We start from the raw sequence: 13,792 nt of genomic DNA, 5'->3' as shown, positions 1-13,792 counted from the left end.
AATTGATTAACCAGTGGAGCGGTCGGGTCAGCTGCCCGGGGTCCAGGCGTCGTAATCGCCGTCGGTGACGGGCCGTGTCTCGGGATTGAGCATCGAGCCCTTGGGCCGGTAGGCGGCGGACGAACCGGTCAGGTTGGGCAGATGGGGCTTTTGCCACTCGCGCGGCGTATAGTCTTCCTCGCTGGGCGGCGTGTCGACGCGGTGATGCAGCCAGCCGCTCCATCCGGGCGGAACGCTCGACGCTTCGGCGTAGCCATTATAGATCACCCAGCGCCGCGTGGCGCCATCGGCATCGCTGCCGCCGGTGTAATAGACATTGCCGAACTCGTCCTCGCCGACCCGCGTGCCATGGCGCCAGGTGAAAAAACGCGTGCCCAGCGTCTGGCCGTTCCACCATGTGAAGAATTGCGTCAGGAAGGTTTTCATCGGGTTCGCCTTGTCCGTCTGGCGCGGTTATGGCGCCGCACAAAACGCATTGCAAGAGGGACGAAGGGAGGCATCCGGCGTCAGGCCGCGCTTTGCGTCTCGATCGCCACCCGGTCGGCATAGAAGGCAATGTAGCCCGACAGCACGTCCGCTCCGTCGATGCAGCGATCATAGGTCCATGCCACCTCCCTGCCATCAAGGGCGAGATAGGACGCGTCTCCCTTCAGCGGACAATGGGTCGACTTGCCTTCGACGGGCGTCAGCCCGCTGACATCGGCGGACGGAATGTAGATGACCTCGGGCAGCTTGCCGTACCGGGGTGCTTCCTCGGCGAGGACGAACGCGGCGTCCGACCGGGCTAGCGTCGCTCCACCCGACGTCACGGTCACCGTCCGGCCGAGCGGCCGGATTCGGGCGAGATGATCGCGATTGCCGGGATTGCGGATGATCGTCTCGGACATTGTCAGCCTTCCGTCGCAAATTCGAGCGTTGCAGGAGAGAACAGCACCGAAAACTGCTGGCACCAGATGACGACCGAGCCATAGGCGGAAATGTCGGTTCCTTCCGGGATCACATAGGTCTGGTCGCCGACATTGCCCTTGAGCTGGCCCAGCGACAGCCACTGGCTGGCGGTCACATCGCCTGACGTTTGCGGATCGGGTTCGGCGACCAGCCACACTTCGAGATCGGGACCATTGGTGACCTCGAATTCTGTGAAGCGCAGAAGATGCGCGCCGGTCCCCGTTTCAAGAAGCTGCGCATTGCCGGTGCCGCGATGGGCGCGGTCGGCGTCCCGGAACTGGCCGCTGGCGACCTCCGTGACGACCAGCCCGGCCGGCAGTTCCTCGGAGACGACCTCATCGATGATCAGCGGCGAGAACAGGTACCAGGCCGCCGCGCCGCACACAAAGCCCAGCGCGAAGACGGGGATGGCGATCGCCAGAAACCGGCGCATGGCGTTTTCCTCAAAGGATCAGTTCGCGCCGTCACCTTAGGCCGCTATGGTGCGCGCGAACAGTGCGCGCCGATCACATTGAGGAGACGTCCATGACCGCCCGGACCAAAACGCTTGTTGGCACAGCATTCGCCGGCCTTTTGGCCATCACGCCGGCCCTTGCCGATGGCATCGCCTTCGTTCAGGCGCCCGAACAGGGCAGCGGCGTGGCCATTGGCGCGACGATGGAGGAAGCGTTCGGCAAGGCGGTGGCGCAATGCATGGAATCGGGCGCGCTCAAGGAAGACTGCATCAGGACCAACTGGTGCGAGCCGGCGGGCTTCAGCGTCGATGTCTTCCTGCAGCACTCCGAAGGCCCGCACTGGCACGAGGTGGTGTGCGGTCTGCCGGACGAACAGATTGCCCGAAATGTGGGCGAAGCGCTGTGCGACCGCGACGCGCGGCCCTATCTGATCGAATGCGCGGTGGTGCAGGTCTACGATCCGGACGGCGGAACACTGATGGAGTGGTGAGTGCGGGATTTTTTGCTACAGACCTTTAGTTCTCCGGAAGATCGCCAGCGCGGGCCATTTGGCTAAATTCGCCGCTGAAGCGCCAAGCAAACAGGTGTTTTTGTGCATTGTCGAGCTCGCTTCCTGCCGCCAAGATATATCCGATGTCGCATATCCGGTGATATGCTGCCGCGTCTGATATCGCTTCCATCATCGAGTATCTTTCGTTGACCTTACCAACGGCGGGGTCGGGTGCTTTCAGCGGATAGCTTTGAGCAACCAATATTATGCTCTTCATGATGCGCTTGCGCTTTTGAACACCTTCGAACTCTCTCAAGAAAAAGGAGGCTTTCAGAAAGTCGTCATCGAGAAAACCAGCTGATGAGCTGAACGCCCCACGCACTTGCCCGAGAAACTCACTCGCAAGGGAACCTGTGACAACGCCTGCCAGCAACCCGATAGCCTGGTCCAACGCGTTTGCGCCGATCCGCGCACCAACCACCGTGCCAAGCAATCGGTACTGATAATTGCTGCAGACTTCATCTGCGTGCATCATCAGAAGTGTTTGAACCGAATTGCGCAAAGTGCTGTCAACCAGCACTTCTGAGGCACTGGTGACTGACCCGACACCATTGCCTTGTTGTTCGGCTGAATTCGCCGCTGGTATAATCGCGTTCATTCCGTTGATCTGCTCGGCGTGCCTCTTGATCTCACCGATCGTCCTTGGTTTCGGTGCATACCTTTCCGGACACCGTTCTGCCCCGTTCATCTCCTGTTCTGGACAATCGACCCCAAAAATCCAACCAGCTCGACCGATTATGTAATCATCGTCAGCGTACTGGATTGACGGGATTTGAAAGTTGGCGTTGCACGCGCTTAGAAAAAAGACAATCGGAACAATTCTGGCAATGTTGATCATATGTAGCCCCGCTCACTTGGTGATTTGAGCACATATCGAATATCGATCAACGGCTGACGCGGAATCTTCGCAACACTTTTCTAGTTCTTTGAATCTTCTGAAAAATGCACGATCAACGCTGTGGAAAAAGCGTCAGCGTCCAATACATCTGATCGTTACTGGCGCAGAAAAACCGCGAATCGCCCGGCTCGCTACCAGATCACCTTTTCCATGATCACGGCGGGGATGCCGGAGCCCTTGACGCCGCAATCGGGCGTCGTGCCGACCTTCTTGAACCCGTTGTCGCCATAGAATTTGACGGCGCGCTCATTGGCTTCCTCGACTTCGAGGCGGATCTTGCGGACATCGGGGAAGCAGGCCTCGACCTCGACCAGAAGCTTCTGGCCGATGCCCTGCCCCTGGGTGGTCGGGCGCACATAGAGCTGGTGCAGCATGGATGTCTCGCCATCGACCTGGGTGACATAGGCCATGCCCGATATCTCGGCGCCATCGTCGCAGACGATGAACTCCGAACGGGGCTTGTTCATGCGTTGCTTGAGGGCCGCCACCGAATGCCAGGCGCCGGTCAGTTCGGCCACTTTTTCGCGGCCATAGATCTGATCGTAGGTGTCATGCCATGTCTCGGTCAGCATGGCGGAGATCGTTTCGAGGTCTTCGGTGGACGCGGTGCGGATCCACATCGCTTGTGTCTCGTCCTCTCGGGCGGTTTGCGGGCGCATCCTTGCCACAATGCGTCAAAATGACAAGAGGCGAGGTTTGGCGCGCCCGTTACGGGTCGCGCCCGGATGTCAGTCCTCGATCCCGAGCTTCTGCCTCACAAGCGCCTGAACGGCCTGCGGGTTGGCCTTGCCGCCGGTCGCCTTCATCACCTGGCCGACGAACCAACCCGCAAGGTTCGGCTTTTCCCTGGCCTGCTCGACCTTGTCGGGATTGGCAGCGATGACGGCATCGACCTCGGCCTCGATGGCGCCGGTGTCGGTGACCTGCTTCATGCCGCGTTCCTCGACGACGCGAGCCGGATCGCCACCCTCCGACCAGACGATCTCGAACAGTTCCTTGGCGATCTTGCCCGATATCGTGCCTTCCTTGATCAGGTCGATGATCGCCCCGAGCTGGTCAGGCGAAACGGGAGTCTCGTCAATGGTTTGACCGGCCTTGTTCAAGGCGCCCAGAAGGTCGTTGATCACCCAGTTGGCCGCCGTCTTGGCATCACGGCCCTCGACGACCTGCTCGAAATAGTCGGCAATGGCCTTTTCGGAGACCAGCACCGAGGCGTCATAGGCGGTCAGGCCCTCGGCCATGAAACGGGACCGCTTGTCGTCGGGCAGTTCGGGCAGGCCGGCGGCCAGTTCCTCGATGAAGGCGTCGTCGAACTCCAGCGGCAACAGGTCGGGGTCCGGGAAATAGCGATAGTCGTGCGCTTCTTCCTTGGAGCGCATCGACCGCGTCTCGCCCTTGCCCGGATCGAACAGGCGCGTTTCCTGGTCGATCGAGCCGCCATCCTCGAGGATGGCGATCTGGCGACGGGCCTCGTACTCGATCGCCTGACCGACGAAGCGGATCGAGTTGACGTTCTTGATCTCGCATCGCGTGCCGAAGTCGGCGCCCGGCCGGCGGACGGACACGTTGACGTCGGCGCGCATCGACCCCTCGTCCATGTTGCCGTCGCAGGTGCCAAGATAGCGCAGGATCTGGCGCAGCTTGGTCAGATAGGCCTTGGCTTCGTCCGCCGAGCGCATGTCGGGCTTGGAGACAATCTCCATCAGCGCGACGCCCGAGCGGTTCAGGTCGACATAGGACATGGTCGGATGCTGGTCGTGCATCGACTTGCCGGCATCCTGCTCCAGATGCAGCCGTTCGATGCCGACCTCGACCTCTTCATACTCGCCCTTCTTGTCGGGGCCGACGGCGACCTGCACGGTGCCCTCGCCGACGATGGGCTGCTTGAACTGGGAAATCTGGTAGCCCTGCGGCAGGTCCGGGTAGAAATAGTTCTTGCGGTCGAAGACCGACTTCTTGTTGATCTCGGCCTTCAGGCCGAGACCGGTGCGAACCGCCTGGCGGACGCATTCCTGGTTGATCACCGGCAGCATGCCCGGCATCGCCGCGTCGACCAGCGACACGTTGGCGTTGGGCTCGGCACCGAACGAGGTCGAGGCGCCCGAGAAAAGCTTGGACTGCGAGGTGACCTGCGCGTGCACCTCCATGCCGATGATGATCTCCCAGTCGCCTGTGGCGCCGGCGATCAGGCGTTTGGGATCGGGCGTGCGTGTGTCAACGAGCGTCATGTCGGTCGGTTTCTCGGTCAAACGGGGAAGGGAAATCCACACCGCTCGTTAGTCCAAGCGGGCCCTGCCCGCAAGGGCCGGCACCGCACCGAAGGGCACAGGCCGCACGCGCAGAACGCTTGATCGAAGTCAAAGCCGGCCCGCCGGAATCGCCTCATTTTTGGTCGAAAGGGAGTAACAACCATGTCTCTTCTGGCCATGTACCGGCGCATGATCCGCAAGGCGGACCTGATGGAAAAGATGATCGACACGGTCGATGCGCGCGATGCGCTGCAGAGCCGGGCCGATCATGCCAATGTGCTGCGCCGCGCCGCCAACCGCTGCATGACGTGCGCCGAGCCCGATGCCTGCGAGAAGTGGCTGGCCGGCCATGACAGAGCCGAAGAGGCGCCCGGCTATTGCCGCAACCACGACCTGTTCGAGCGGCTCAAGCACGATATCGAAGCCGAGAAGCTTCAACACGCCTAGAAAGTTTCATCTCTCCCAACCGACTGGCCGGGCTTTCATCGTTCGATGAGCCCGGTCTTTTTTTGCTTGCTGACCGCCGCGGCGTGACGTTGGTCGCGCACCTTTACAGGCGCGATGCCGGCGCTTATATGCCCGCCCATCAGGAGTTTTCATGTTCGGTTCCACCGAGACCCGGTAGTGCCCTGACCGTCGCAAGACGATCAGGGCCAGACAAGAGAGCAACCGGCCGCCCGCCGGGCGGCTTGCCTTTGTCTGCGGCCAGACGGCCGCATTTCCGGACCTCAGAACCATGGACATTTCACGCGCCGAACAGCGCATTCTCCACCTGCTCGCGCAAGGCGGGCACATTCAGGCCATCAAGGCTCACAAGCGTTTCGTTCATGTGGACTGCTTCACCCGCGAGGGGTGGCGCTATCCCGGGCTCGATCTCGACCTGTTCCGCAAGCTCAAGCGCCGCAAGGCGATCCGCTCGCTCAATGGCGGCGCCTACCGCATCACGCGGCGCGGGCTTGGCCTCGTGCGCAGCCAGCTCGACAATCGCTGACAGATGATACCGGGGGCCGATTGCGGTTTCGCATTCGGCCCCCGGTCTTGCGCCTGTGGCCGCTCTAGGATTTCGGCTTGTCCTGATTGTCCGGTTCTTCCGGCTCCGGCGATTTTCGATAGGCGTCCAGACGCTCCCACGCCTTGGCGGAGCGGTATTGGAACACGCGAGTGACGTCGATCCACATCTGCCGTTCCTCACTGGCGTTCAGCGGCATGGCGAGGCCCAACTGATCGGCGAGCTTTGAGCGATAGAGATCGTAGCATGCCGCCACGGACCGCATGTGCGAACGTCCGGCAAGGCGGGTCAGCCTCAGGATCGCCCAGAGACCAAACAGCGCCAGGGCGATCGCGACGAAACCGCTCTCCAGGTCACCGGCGCGCAAGCACAGCCACACGAGCGCGACGAACGAAACCAGGCTGAGCAGGAACAGATTGACGAAGAACATAAGCTGCGACCGGCTGCCGGCGACGATGGCGCTCATTGCCTCGGGCAAAAGCGGTTGCAGGCGCTCCCACGATCCCACCGCATCGAGCCCGTAGACAACGCGCGGATGCACTTCCCCCGCCCGCAGGACATTGCCCAACATGAAGGGCAGGAAGTTACCCGGATTGTCCGGATAGTTCTCCACGGCCTCGCGCATGCGCGCCTGATGACCTGCCGGATCGGCCGGTGCGGGCTCCTTCTTGCCGGTAGCGCGCGCTTTGTCGATGCGCTCCTGGAACTCCACCGCCGGCTTCAGCCGCAGGCGATAGTGGTCACGGTGCCGCGCGATGAGCGCCATGCCGTCGGTCACGCCTTCCAGAACATATCCCTGAACAAACAGAAGGGACAGCGGACCGGCAATCATCAACGTGACCGACAGCGAAACCGCGATCAGCGCGACCGCGGCAACCGTCACCAACTGGTCCAGCCCATCGACCAGACCGAACAAAAGGTCGGTCTGGAACACCTGACCGATGATGAACAGCTGAAACCCGAATATCAGAACGGGATTGAGATAGCCGACGAAGAACTCACGGTCGAACAGGCCAACGATCTTGCTGAAATCCATGTCCGGACCCTTGCGGATGTCAGGGAGGTGTCGTGCCCTTGCCGACCGACATGATGCCGGTGTTTTCGTCGTTCACCGCATCCTTGAGCGTCCTGGCCGGCCCGAACTTCGGCAGCCGCCTGGCCGGGATCGCCAAAGGCTCTCCGGTCGCGGGATTGCGCCCCTGGCGGGCAGCCCGGTCCGCCACGCCAAAATTGCCGAAACCGGGAACCCGCACGGTGTCGCCGCTGGCGATCTCCTGCGCGATGGTTGCGAAAACGGCATCGACGGCGGCCGTTGCTTCAGCCTTGGAAAGACCCGTGCTTGCGGCAACCTGATCGATCAATTCTTGTTTGTTCATCGCCCCGTCGCACTTTTATTGAAAGCGTGGCGACCACTATATTCAGGTTCAACTGGACGGTTCAACCCCACCACTTGTCCGGTTCAAAGCGCCCCGCCGCCTGTTCGATCACATGCGCGGTGCGGAACAGAGTTTCCTCGTCGAACGGCTTGCCGATCAGCTGGAGGCCAAGTGGAAGCCCCTGCCCGTCGAGCCCGGCCGGCACGGCGATGCCGGGAAGCCCGGCCATGTTCACCGTGACCGTGAAAATGTCGTTGAGATACATCTTCACCGGATCGGCGGCCATGTCCTGATCGCCAATGCCAAAGGCCGCGGACGGTGTCGCCGGCGTCAGGATCGCGTCGACACCGTCGCCGAAGACCGTCTCGAAGTCGCGCTTGATCAGCGTGCGGACCTTCTGGGCGCGCAGGTAATAGGCGTCGTAGTAGCCCGCTGACAGCACATAGGTGCCGATCATCACGCGGCGCTTGACCTCTGCGCCAAAACCCTCCGCGCGCGTGTTCTCGTACATCTCGACGATGTCCTTGCCGGGCACGCGCAGGCCGTATTTGACGCCGTCATAGCGTGCCAGATTGGACGAGGCTTCCGCCGGCGCGACGATGTAATAGGCCGGCAGCGCATATTTGGTGTGCGGCAGCGAGATCGGCTTGATCTCGGCGCCAGCGTCCTTGAGCCACGCAATGCCTTGCTGCCAGAGCGTTTCGATCTCGCGCGGCATGCCGTCCATCCGGTATTCGGCCGGGATCCCGATCGTCATGCCTTTCACCGAACCACCAAGCGCCGCCTCGTAGTCTGGAACCGGGCGGTCGACGCTGGTCGTGTCCTTTGCGTCGACGCTGGCCATGGACTTGAGCAGGATCGCCGCATCGCGCACGTCGCGGGCGATCGGGCCCGCCTGGTCGAGCGAGGACGCGAAAGCGGCAATGCCCCAGCGCGAACAACGGCCATAGGTCGGCTTGATGCCGACCGTGCCGGTGAAGGCGGCCGGCTGGCGGATCGAGCCGCCCGTATCGGTGGCGGTGGCGCCGGCGCAAAGATGGGCGGCGACGGCGGCGGCCGAGCCGCCGGACGAGCCGCCGGGCACCAGATCCACGTTCGAGCCCCTGGCGCGCCACGGATTGACAACGGGGCCGTAATACGACGTCTCGTTGGACGAGCCCATCGCGAACTCGTCCATGTTCAGCTTGCCGAGCATGACCGCGCCGTCGGCCCACAGATTGGCCGTGACTGTGGATTCGTAGCGCGGCTTGAAGCCGTCCAGAATGTGACTGCCGGCCTGGGTGTGGACGCCATCGGTCGCGAACAGATCCTTGACGCCGAGCGGGATGCCCTCGAGCGCGCCGACTGTTCCGCTTGCGCGGCGTTCGTCGGAGGCGGAAGCCATCCGGCGGGCCTGGTCGGGGGTCGTCGCCACATAGGCGTTCAGGGCACCGTTGGCGCCGTCGATCGCCGCCAGATAGGCGTCGGTCAGTTCGAGGGCGGTGAAATCCTTGGCGGCGAGCCGGTCGCGCGCCTCGGCAATGGTCAGGCTTGTCAGGTCGGTCATGTGTCGGGGAAACCCGCTAATGGCTGTTATTCGACGACTTTGGGCACGAGGAAGAAATTGTCTTCCGAATTGGGCGCGTTGGCGGTGATGTCGGCGGCCTTGCCGCCGTCGGTGACGGCGTCCTGGCGCTTCTTCATCGCCATTTCGGTCACCGATGTCATCGGCTCGACGCCTTCGATGTCGACCTGGGACAATTGCTCGACAAAGCCCAAAATAGCGTTCAGCTCGCCTTCCAGATGGGCAGCTTCATCGTCGCTGACGCGGATGCGCGCGAGCTTGGCGACACGTTTGACGGTGGCGGTATCGACGGACATCGATGGCTCCGGGAAATCGAAAGTGCTGGCCCCGCTATAACGGCGCGCGGTCGGCGGCGCAACGGGGCGCCGGGGGCCTGAGGTCCTCCGTATCCGATCGGCGTCAGAGCGTGATCGGCTTGCCGATTTCCGGCACGGTCACCGTTTCGGCATCGCCCTCCATCGCTTCGAGAAACGCGTCCGCGGTCTGGTCGAGAAGGGGAAACGTGCCGTAATGGCACGGAATGACCGTCGTGAAGTTGAAGTAGCGCCGGCAGGCGAGCGCGGCGGCCGAGGCGCCCATGGTGAACCGGTCGCCGATCGGCACAAGCCCCACCTGTGGGCGGTGGAACTCGTCGATCAATGCCATGTCGGAGAAGATGTCCGTGTCGCCCATGTGATAGACGCTCGGCGCATCGTCGAAGGCGAGCACCAGGCCGCCCGGATTGCCCAGATAGACGTTCTGACCGTCGCCGGTCGGCATGGACGAAGAATGTTCGGCACGGACGAACGACGTCCGGAATGGCCCGCAATCCACCGTTCCGCCAAAGTTTCCGGGGTTGATGCTCGCCTCGTCGGCGCCTTGCCCCACCAGGTACCGGCAGATCTCGAAATTGGCGACCAGCATCGCGCCGCTCGCGTTGAGGATAGCGACACTGTCGCCGATATGATCGGCGTGGCCGTGCGTCAAAAGCACGTGGGTTGCGCCGTCGGCAGCCGCCTCCCAGCCGCCACCCCATGACGGATTGTCCGACAGGAACGGGTCGATGAGGATGTGGGCATCGCCATGATCGATACGAAACGCGGAATGGCCGAACCAAGTGAGCTTCATCGCATTGCCTCCTCGCAATTGGGACCGGCCCATTCTAGAAAGCGCGCCTGACACAGTCCATCGCGCCGGGAACGCAAATGCCGGAAACCGCCATCGAAGCCATCGCCGAAGGGCTCGAAAAGGGCCAGACGCTGGCCGCGATCGATCTGGGTACGAAGACCATCGGCATTGCGGTGTCTGATGCCGGGCTTTCGTTCGCCCATCCCCGGCCCGTCATCCGCCGCAAGAAGTTCACCGCGGACGTGAGCGCGCTGGCCGCGCAACTCGACAAGGACAATGTGGGGGCGATCATATTGGGCCTGCCGGTCAACATGGATGGAAGCGAAGGCCCGCGCGCGCAATCGACCCGGGCATTCGCCCGCAACATGGCGAGCCGGATCGCCCTGCCCCATGCGTTCTGGGACGAGCGGCTGTCGACGGTCGCCGCCGAGCGCGCACTCATCGACCAGGACATGAGCCGGAAAAAGCGCGGCGAGCGCATCGATTCGGCCGCGGCCGCCTTCATTCTGCAAGGTGTTCTGGACAGGCTCTATTCGGCCGGCGCAACGATCTGATCAGCCGCCTTCGCTTGGACGGGCGTCGGCGCCGGGCCGCCAGCCTGCCGCTCCTGCCACCATGCGCGGATCGCCTTCCGGCGCCGGAAGGCGAGGATGCCCATGATCAGGAACGTGTCGACGATGCAGGCTTTGACGAGGAGCTGGACGACGACGTCCTTTTCCATGCCCAAGACATGGCCATAGATCAGAAAGACGAGGTCATGGGTCTGGCGGGAGAAGAAGCGCAGGCCGAAGCTGATGTCGTGATACGACAGGAAAAACCAGCTCCACAGGAAACCCATGGGCACAAACCAGAACCAAAATACATAGCGCATCCGCTCTCCGCCCGTCGCTTGTGCCCATGGCACTATCGATCAGCGCAACGCGACAGACAAATGAAACCATTTGTTAGGGTTAACGCGCCGCGGACCCTCTCGGGGGCGACTCGGCATGCGTTGCGGGAAACGGCACCGAGGCGTAAGGAGCGGCCATCATGGCCGCCATCTTCGCCTCCATCGCACCGATCTTCATTCTCATCTTCGCCGGCAATGGCTTGAAACGCCTGCCCCTTTTCCAGCCAGACTTCTGGCGCGGCCTCGACCGGATGGGGTTCTACGTCCTTTATCCGGTGCTGTTGTTCACCACGATCGTGCGCGCCGACTTTTCCGGACTGTCGCTCGGCACGGCGATGTTTGTCCTTCTGGCGGCGGTGACGGTTCTGGGGTTCCTGGCGCTCGCATTGTGGCCGCTGCTGCGCCGGCAGGGCCTGTCGCGTCCGACCTACTCATCGGTCTTTCAGGCATCGATCCGCTGGAACGGCTTCATCGCGCTCGCCGTTGCCGAAAAGCTGTTTCCGCCCGAAGGCGCGGCCATGGTCGCGCTCGCCATGGCGGTGGTGATCATCCCTATCAATGTGGCGACGGTCTCGGTGGTCGCATGGTTCACCAACGCCAAGCCGAGCCTTGGCGCGACGCTGCGCAAAGTCGCCGTAAACCCGCTTATCGTCGGCACGGCGCTGGCGATCATCGTCCGGCTGCTGCCCTTCCCCCTGCCCGGCCCGATCATGGACGCACTGCATCTGGTCGGTCGTGCCGCCCTCGGCATGGGTCTACTGGCCATCGGCGCCGGCCTGAAGGGCAATGTGCGGATGCTGACCGGATGGGCCGTCATCGCACCCTCCGTCCTCAAGCTTGCCGTCCTGCCGGTGCTGATGATCGGGCTGGCGATCCTGATGGGCATTGACGGTCTCGAGCTGCACTATCTGGCGCTGTGCGCCGCCGTGCCGACGGCGATGAACGGCTATGTGTTGGCGCGCGAGATGGGCGGCGACGCGGAAGCCTATGCGGCTGCCGTGACCGTGCAAACGGCCATCGCCTTCCTGTCGATCCCCGCCGTTCTGGCGATCACCGCTCAACTGGCCGGGACATAGAGCGCGTCAAGGATCGCGCGCGCGTCGAACCGCGCGTCCAGCATGCCGTAAGTTGCCCGCCAGGCGCCGCCAAGCCGGGTCTCGGCAAACGCATCGGCGAGCGCGCCCATGCCCAGGCGCCGCAACTCGGCGGCGGCGGCAGCCAGCGCCAGCTGTTCGGTGGCGATCCGGGCCGCGCCTTCGTCGCGCGCGGCCAGCGCCAGTGCCGCCCGCACCACCTCGATCGTGCGCGTGCCGGCCTTGCCCAGATCGTGAGACAGGCCGTCGACGATGGCATCGAACGTTTCGGGCGAGCGCGCATGAACGCGCATGACGTCGAGCGCCATGATGTTGCCCGAGCCCTCCCAGATCGCGTTGACGGGAGCCTCGCGAAAATGCCGGGCCAGAATGCCTTCCTCGACATAGCCATTGCCGCCAAGGCTCTCCATCGCCTCGGCGAGGAGTGGCGGCGCGGTCTTGCAGACCCAGTATTTGATTGCCGGCGTCATCGCCCGGGCAAAGGCGCCTTCGGCCGCATCGCCGCCGGCGCCATCGAACGAGCGCGCCAGCCGGAACGACAGGGCCGTCGCCGCCGCCACATCGAGTGCCATGTCGGCAAGAACCCGCGTCATCAGCGGTTTGTCGACGAGCGCGCCGCCGGCCACCTTGCGATGCCGGGCATGATGGACGGCTTCGGCGAGCCCCGACCGCATGAGGCCCGCCGAGGCCAGCGCGCAATCGAGGCGGGTCAGCGTGACCATTTCGAGGATCGTCCTGATGCCGCGGCCTTCTTCACCCACAAGCTGGCCGATCGCGCCGGAAAACTCGACCTCGGACGACGCGTTGGACCGGTTGCCGAGCTTGTCCTTGAGGCGCTGGAAGGCAAGGCCGTTGCGCTCGCCGCCGGCCAGGTAACGCGGCACGAGGAAACACGATATGCCGTTTGCCGTACGCGCCAGCATGAGGAAGGCATCGCACATGGGAGCCGACATGAACCATTTGTGGCCGGTCAGCCGGTAGAGCCCGTTGCCGGCGGGTTCGGCGCGGCTCGAAAGATCCGACAGGTCGCTGCCGCCCTGTTTTTCGGTCATGCCCATGCCGATCAGAAGGCCGGCCTTTTCGACCGGTGCGCGGTTGGCGCTGTCATATTGGCGGGTCATCAGGCGCGGGCCCCATTCGCGCGCAAGCTGCGGTGAGACCATCAGCGCGGCCATGGCGGCACTGGTCATGGTGAGCGGGCACAGATGGCCGGTTTCGAGCCCCGCCATCATGAAAAACCGCGCGCCGCGCGTGGCATGGGCATTGCCGGCCTTGCGCGGCACTTCCTCCCAGACCGAACTGGACAGGCCCCAGCCGACCGAGCGCCGCATCAGCGCGTGCCAGGCAGGATGGAATTCGACCTGGTCGATGCGGCGTCCCTGGCGGTCATGGGTCCTCAAACGCGGCGGGGATTCGTTGGCAAGACGCGCCAGATCGAGCGCTTCCGGCGCCAGAACATAGCGGCCGATCTGGTCCAGTTCGCGCACCGTCTCGCCGCTCATCGCCTTGGTCAGGGCCAGAAGCAGCGCATCGTCGCGATAGGCGTTGCCGCCGGCGCGCGGCGGCGGCTGATTGGTGACGGCATGGGTCGGCGAGGTGTTCACGGCAGCATCCCGCATGGTGATTCCGGTTGTCGGCTGCAGCCTAGCCCAT

Annotated in this window: 18 protein-coding genes; 5 read left to right on the top strand and 13 right to left on the bottom strand. The window is 63.4% G+C overall.

Annotated elements, in window-relative coordinates; genetic code table 11:
* Window positions 1–27 precede the first annotated feature (27 nt).
* The 3 genes from DEM25_RS12235 to DEM25_RS12225 form a co-directional block, all read right to left on the bottom strand.
* A complete protein-coding gene (locus tag DEM25_RS12235) occupies window positions 28–426 on the bottom strand; it encodes an NADH:ubiquinone oxidoreductase subunit NDUFA12 (protein ID WP_109766019.1) in 399 nt (132 codons plus the stop codon).
* Window positions 427–506: 80 nt separating this feature from the next.
* Window positions 507–887: a DUF427 domain-containing protein gene (locus DEM25_RS12230; RefSeq protein WP_109766018.1), complete on the bottom strand. Its 381-nt coding sequence runs from the start codon at window positions 885–887 to the stop codon at window positions 507–509.
* Window positions 888–889: 2 nt separating this feature from the next.
* Window positions 890–1,381, bottom strand: a complete 492-nt coding sequence (locus tag DEM25_RS12225) for a DM13 domain-containing protein (RefSeq protein WP_109766017.1) — start codon at window positions 1,379–1,381, stop codon at window positions 890–892.
* Between the two features lie 92 nt (window positions 1,382–1,473).
* Here DEM25_RS12225 and DEM25_RS12220 point away from each other — a divergent pair, with 92 nt between their 5' ends.
* Window positions 1,474–1,893 (top strand): hypothetical protein, encoded by a 420-nt coding sequence (locus DEM25_RS12220; protein ID WP_196780366.1) that lies wholly within the window; start codon window positions 1,474–1,476, stop codon window positions 1,891–1,893.
* A gap of 25 nt (window positions 1,894–1,918) precedes the next feature.
* Here DEM25_RS12220 and DEM25_RS12215 read toward each other — a convergent pair whose 3' ends face one another.
* The 3 genes from DEM25_RS12215 to gatB all read right to left on the bottom strand — a co-directional run bounded on the left by DEM25_RS12215 (window position 1,919) and on the right by gatB (window position 5,079).
* Window positions 1,919–2,791 carry a hypothetical protein gene (locus DEM25_RS12215; protein WP_109766016.1) on the bottom strand — a complete coding sequence of 291 codons (873 nt, stop codon included), beginning with the start codon at window positions 2,789–2,791 and terminating at the stop codon, window positions 1,919–1,921.
* 191 nt (window positions 2,792–2,982) lie between these two features.
* On the bottom strand, window positions 2,983–3,471 hold the full coding sequence (locus DEM25_RS12210; RefSeq protein WP_109766181.1) for a GNAT family N-acetyltransferase: 489 nt from the start codon (window positions 3,469–3,471) through the stop codon (window positions 2,983–2,985).
* Between the two features lie 108 nt (window positions 3,472–3,579).
* Window positions 3,580–5,079, bottom strand: coding sequence for an Asp-tRNA(Asn)/Glu-tRNA(Gln) amidotransferase subunit GatB (gene gatB, locus DEM25_RS12205; protein ID WP_109766180.1), 1,500 nt, complete (start codon window positions 5,077–5,079; stop codon window positions 3,580–3,582).
* A gap of 183 nt (window positions 5,080–5,262) precedes the next feature.
* Here gatB and DEM25_RS12200 point away from each other — a divergent pair, with 183 nt between their 5' ends.
* Together DEM25_RS12200 and DEM25_RS12195 are read left to right on the top strand one after the other, a co-directional pair.
* A complete protein-coding gene (locus DEM25_RS12200) occupies window positions 5,263–5,547 on the top strand; it encodes a DUF6455 family protein (protein WP_109766015.1) in 285 nt (94 codons plus the stop codon).
* 289 nt (window positions 5,548–5,836) lie between these two features.
* Entirely contained in the window at window positions 5,837–6,091 is a 255-nt protein-coding gene (locus tag DEM25_RS12195) for a YjhX family toxin (RefSeq protein ID WP_109766014.1), read from the top strand.
* Between the two features lie 64 nt (window positions 6,092–6,155).
* On the opposite strand, the gene DEM25_RS12190 is transcribed toward DEM25_RS12195, so the two are convergent.
* The 5 genes from DEM25_RS12190 to DEM25_RS12170 form a co-directional block, all read right to left on the bottom strand.
* Complete coding sequence (locus tag DEM25_RS12190; protein ID WP_109766013.1) at window positions 6,156–7,145, bottom strand: hypothetical protein; 990 nt, start codon at window positions 7,143–7,145, stop codon at window positions 6,156–6,158.
* Window positions 7,146–7,164: 19 nt separating this feature from the next.
* A complete protein-coding gene (locus DEM25_RS12185) occupies window positions 7,165–7,485 on the bottom strand; it encodes an HU family DNA-binding protein (protein ID WP_109766012.1) in 321 nt (106 codons plus the stop codon).
* Between the two features lie 61 nt (window positions 7,486–7,546).
* Window positions 7,547–9,031: an Asp-tRNA(Asn)/Glu-tRNA(Gln) amidotransferase subunit GatA gene (gene gatA, locus DEM25_RS12180; RefSeq protein ID WP_109766011.1), complete on the bottom strand. Its 1,485-nt coding sequence runs from the start codon at window positions 9,029–9,031 to the stop codon at window positions 7,547–7,549.
* Window positions 9,032–9,057: 26 nt separating this feature from the next.
* Window positions 9,058–9,345: an Asp-tRNA(Asn)/Glu-tRNA(Gln) amidotransferase subunit GatC gene (gene gatC, locus DEM25_RS12175; protein ID WP_109766010.1), complete on the bottom strand. Its 288-nt coding sequence runs from the start codon at window positions 9,343–9,345 to the stop codon at window positions 9,058–9,060.
* 103 nt (window positions 9,346–9,448) lie between these two features.
* The gene (locus DEM25_RS12170) at window positions 9,449–10,156 is read right to left on the bottom strand and encodes a metal-dependent hydrolase (protein ID WP_109766009.1); all 708 of its coding nucleotides are present in this window, start codon (window positions 10,154–10,156) and stop codon (window positions 9,449–9,451) included.
* Between the two features lie 77 nt (window positions 10,157–10,233).
* Between DEM25_RS12170 and ruvX the strand changes: the two genes are divergently transcribed.
* Complete coding sequence (gene ruvX, locus DEM25_RS12165; protein ID WP_109766008.1) at window positions 10,234–10,710, top strand: Holliday junction resolvase RuvX; 477 nt, start codon at window positions 10,234–10,236, stop codon at window positions 10,708–10,710.
* Here the strand turns inward: ruvX and DEM25_RS12160 are convergent.
* Window positions 10,686–11,027, bottom strand: a complete 342-nt coding sequence (locus DEM25_RS12160; protein WP_109766007.1) for a DUF6105 family protein — start codon at window positions 11,025–11,027, stop codon at window positions 10,686–10,688. The genes ruvX and DEM25_RS12160 overlap by 25 nt on opposite strands.
* A 158-nt stretch (window positions 11,028–11,185) precedes the next feature.
* Here DEM25_RS12160 and DEM25_RS12155 point away from each other — a divergent pair, with 158 nt between their 5' ends.
* Entirely contained in the window at window positions 11,186–12,121 is a 936-nt protein-coding gene (locus DEM25_RS12155) for an AEC family transporter (protein ID WP_109766006.1), read from the top strand.
* Here the strand turns inward: DEM25_RS12155 and DEM25_RS12150 are convergent.
* Window positions 12,103–13,743, bottom strand: a complete 1,641-nt coding sequence (locus DEM25_RS12150; RefSeq protein ID WP_245412892.1) for an acyl-CoA dehydrogenase family protein — start codon at window positions 13,741–13,743, stop codon at window positions 12,103–12,105. The two genes, DEM25_RS12155 and DEM25_RS12150, sit on opposite strands and share 19 nt — an antisense overlap.
* Window positions 13,744–13,792: the final 49 nt, after the last annotated feature.

The sequence above is a fragment of the Oceaniradius stylonematis genome (assembly GCF_003149475.2).
Classification (GTDB): Bacteria; Pseudomonadota; Alphaproteobacteria; order Rhizobiales; family Rhizobiaceae; genus Roseitalea; species Roseitalea stylonematis.
This window is presented reverse-complemented; position numbering and strand designations above follow the sequence as displayed.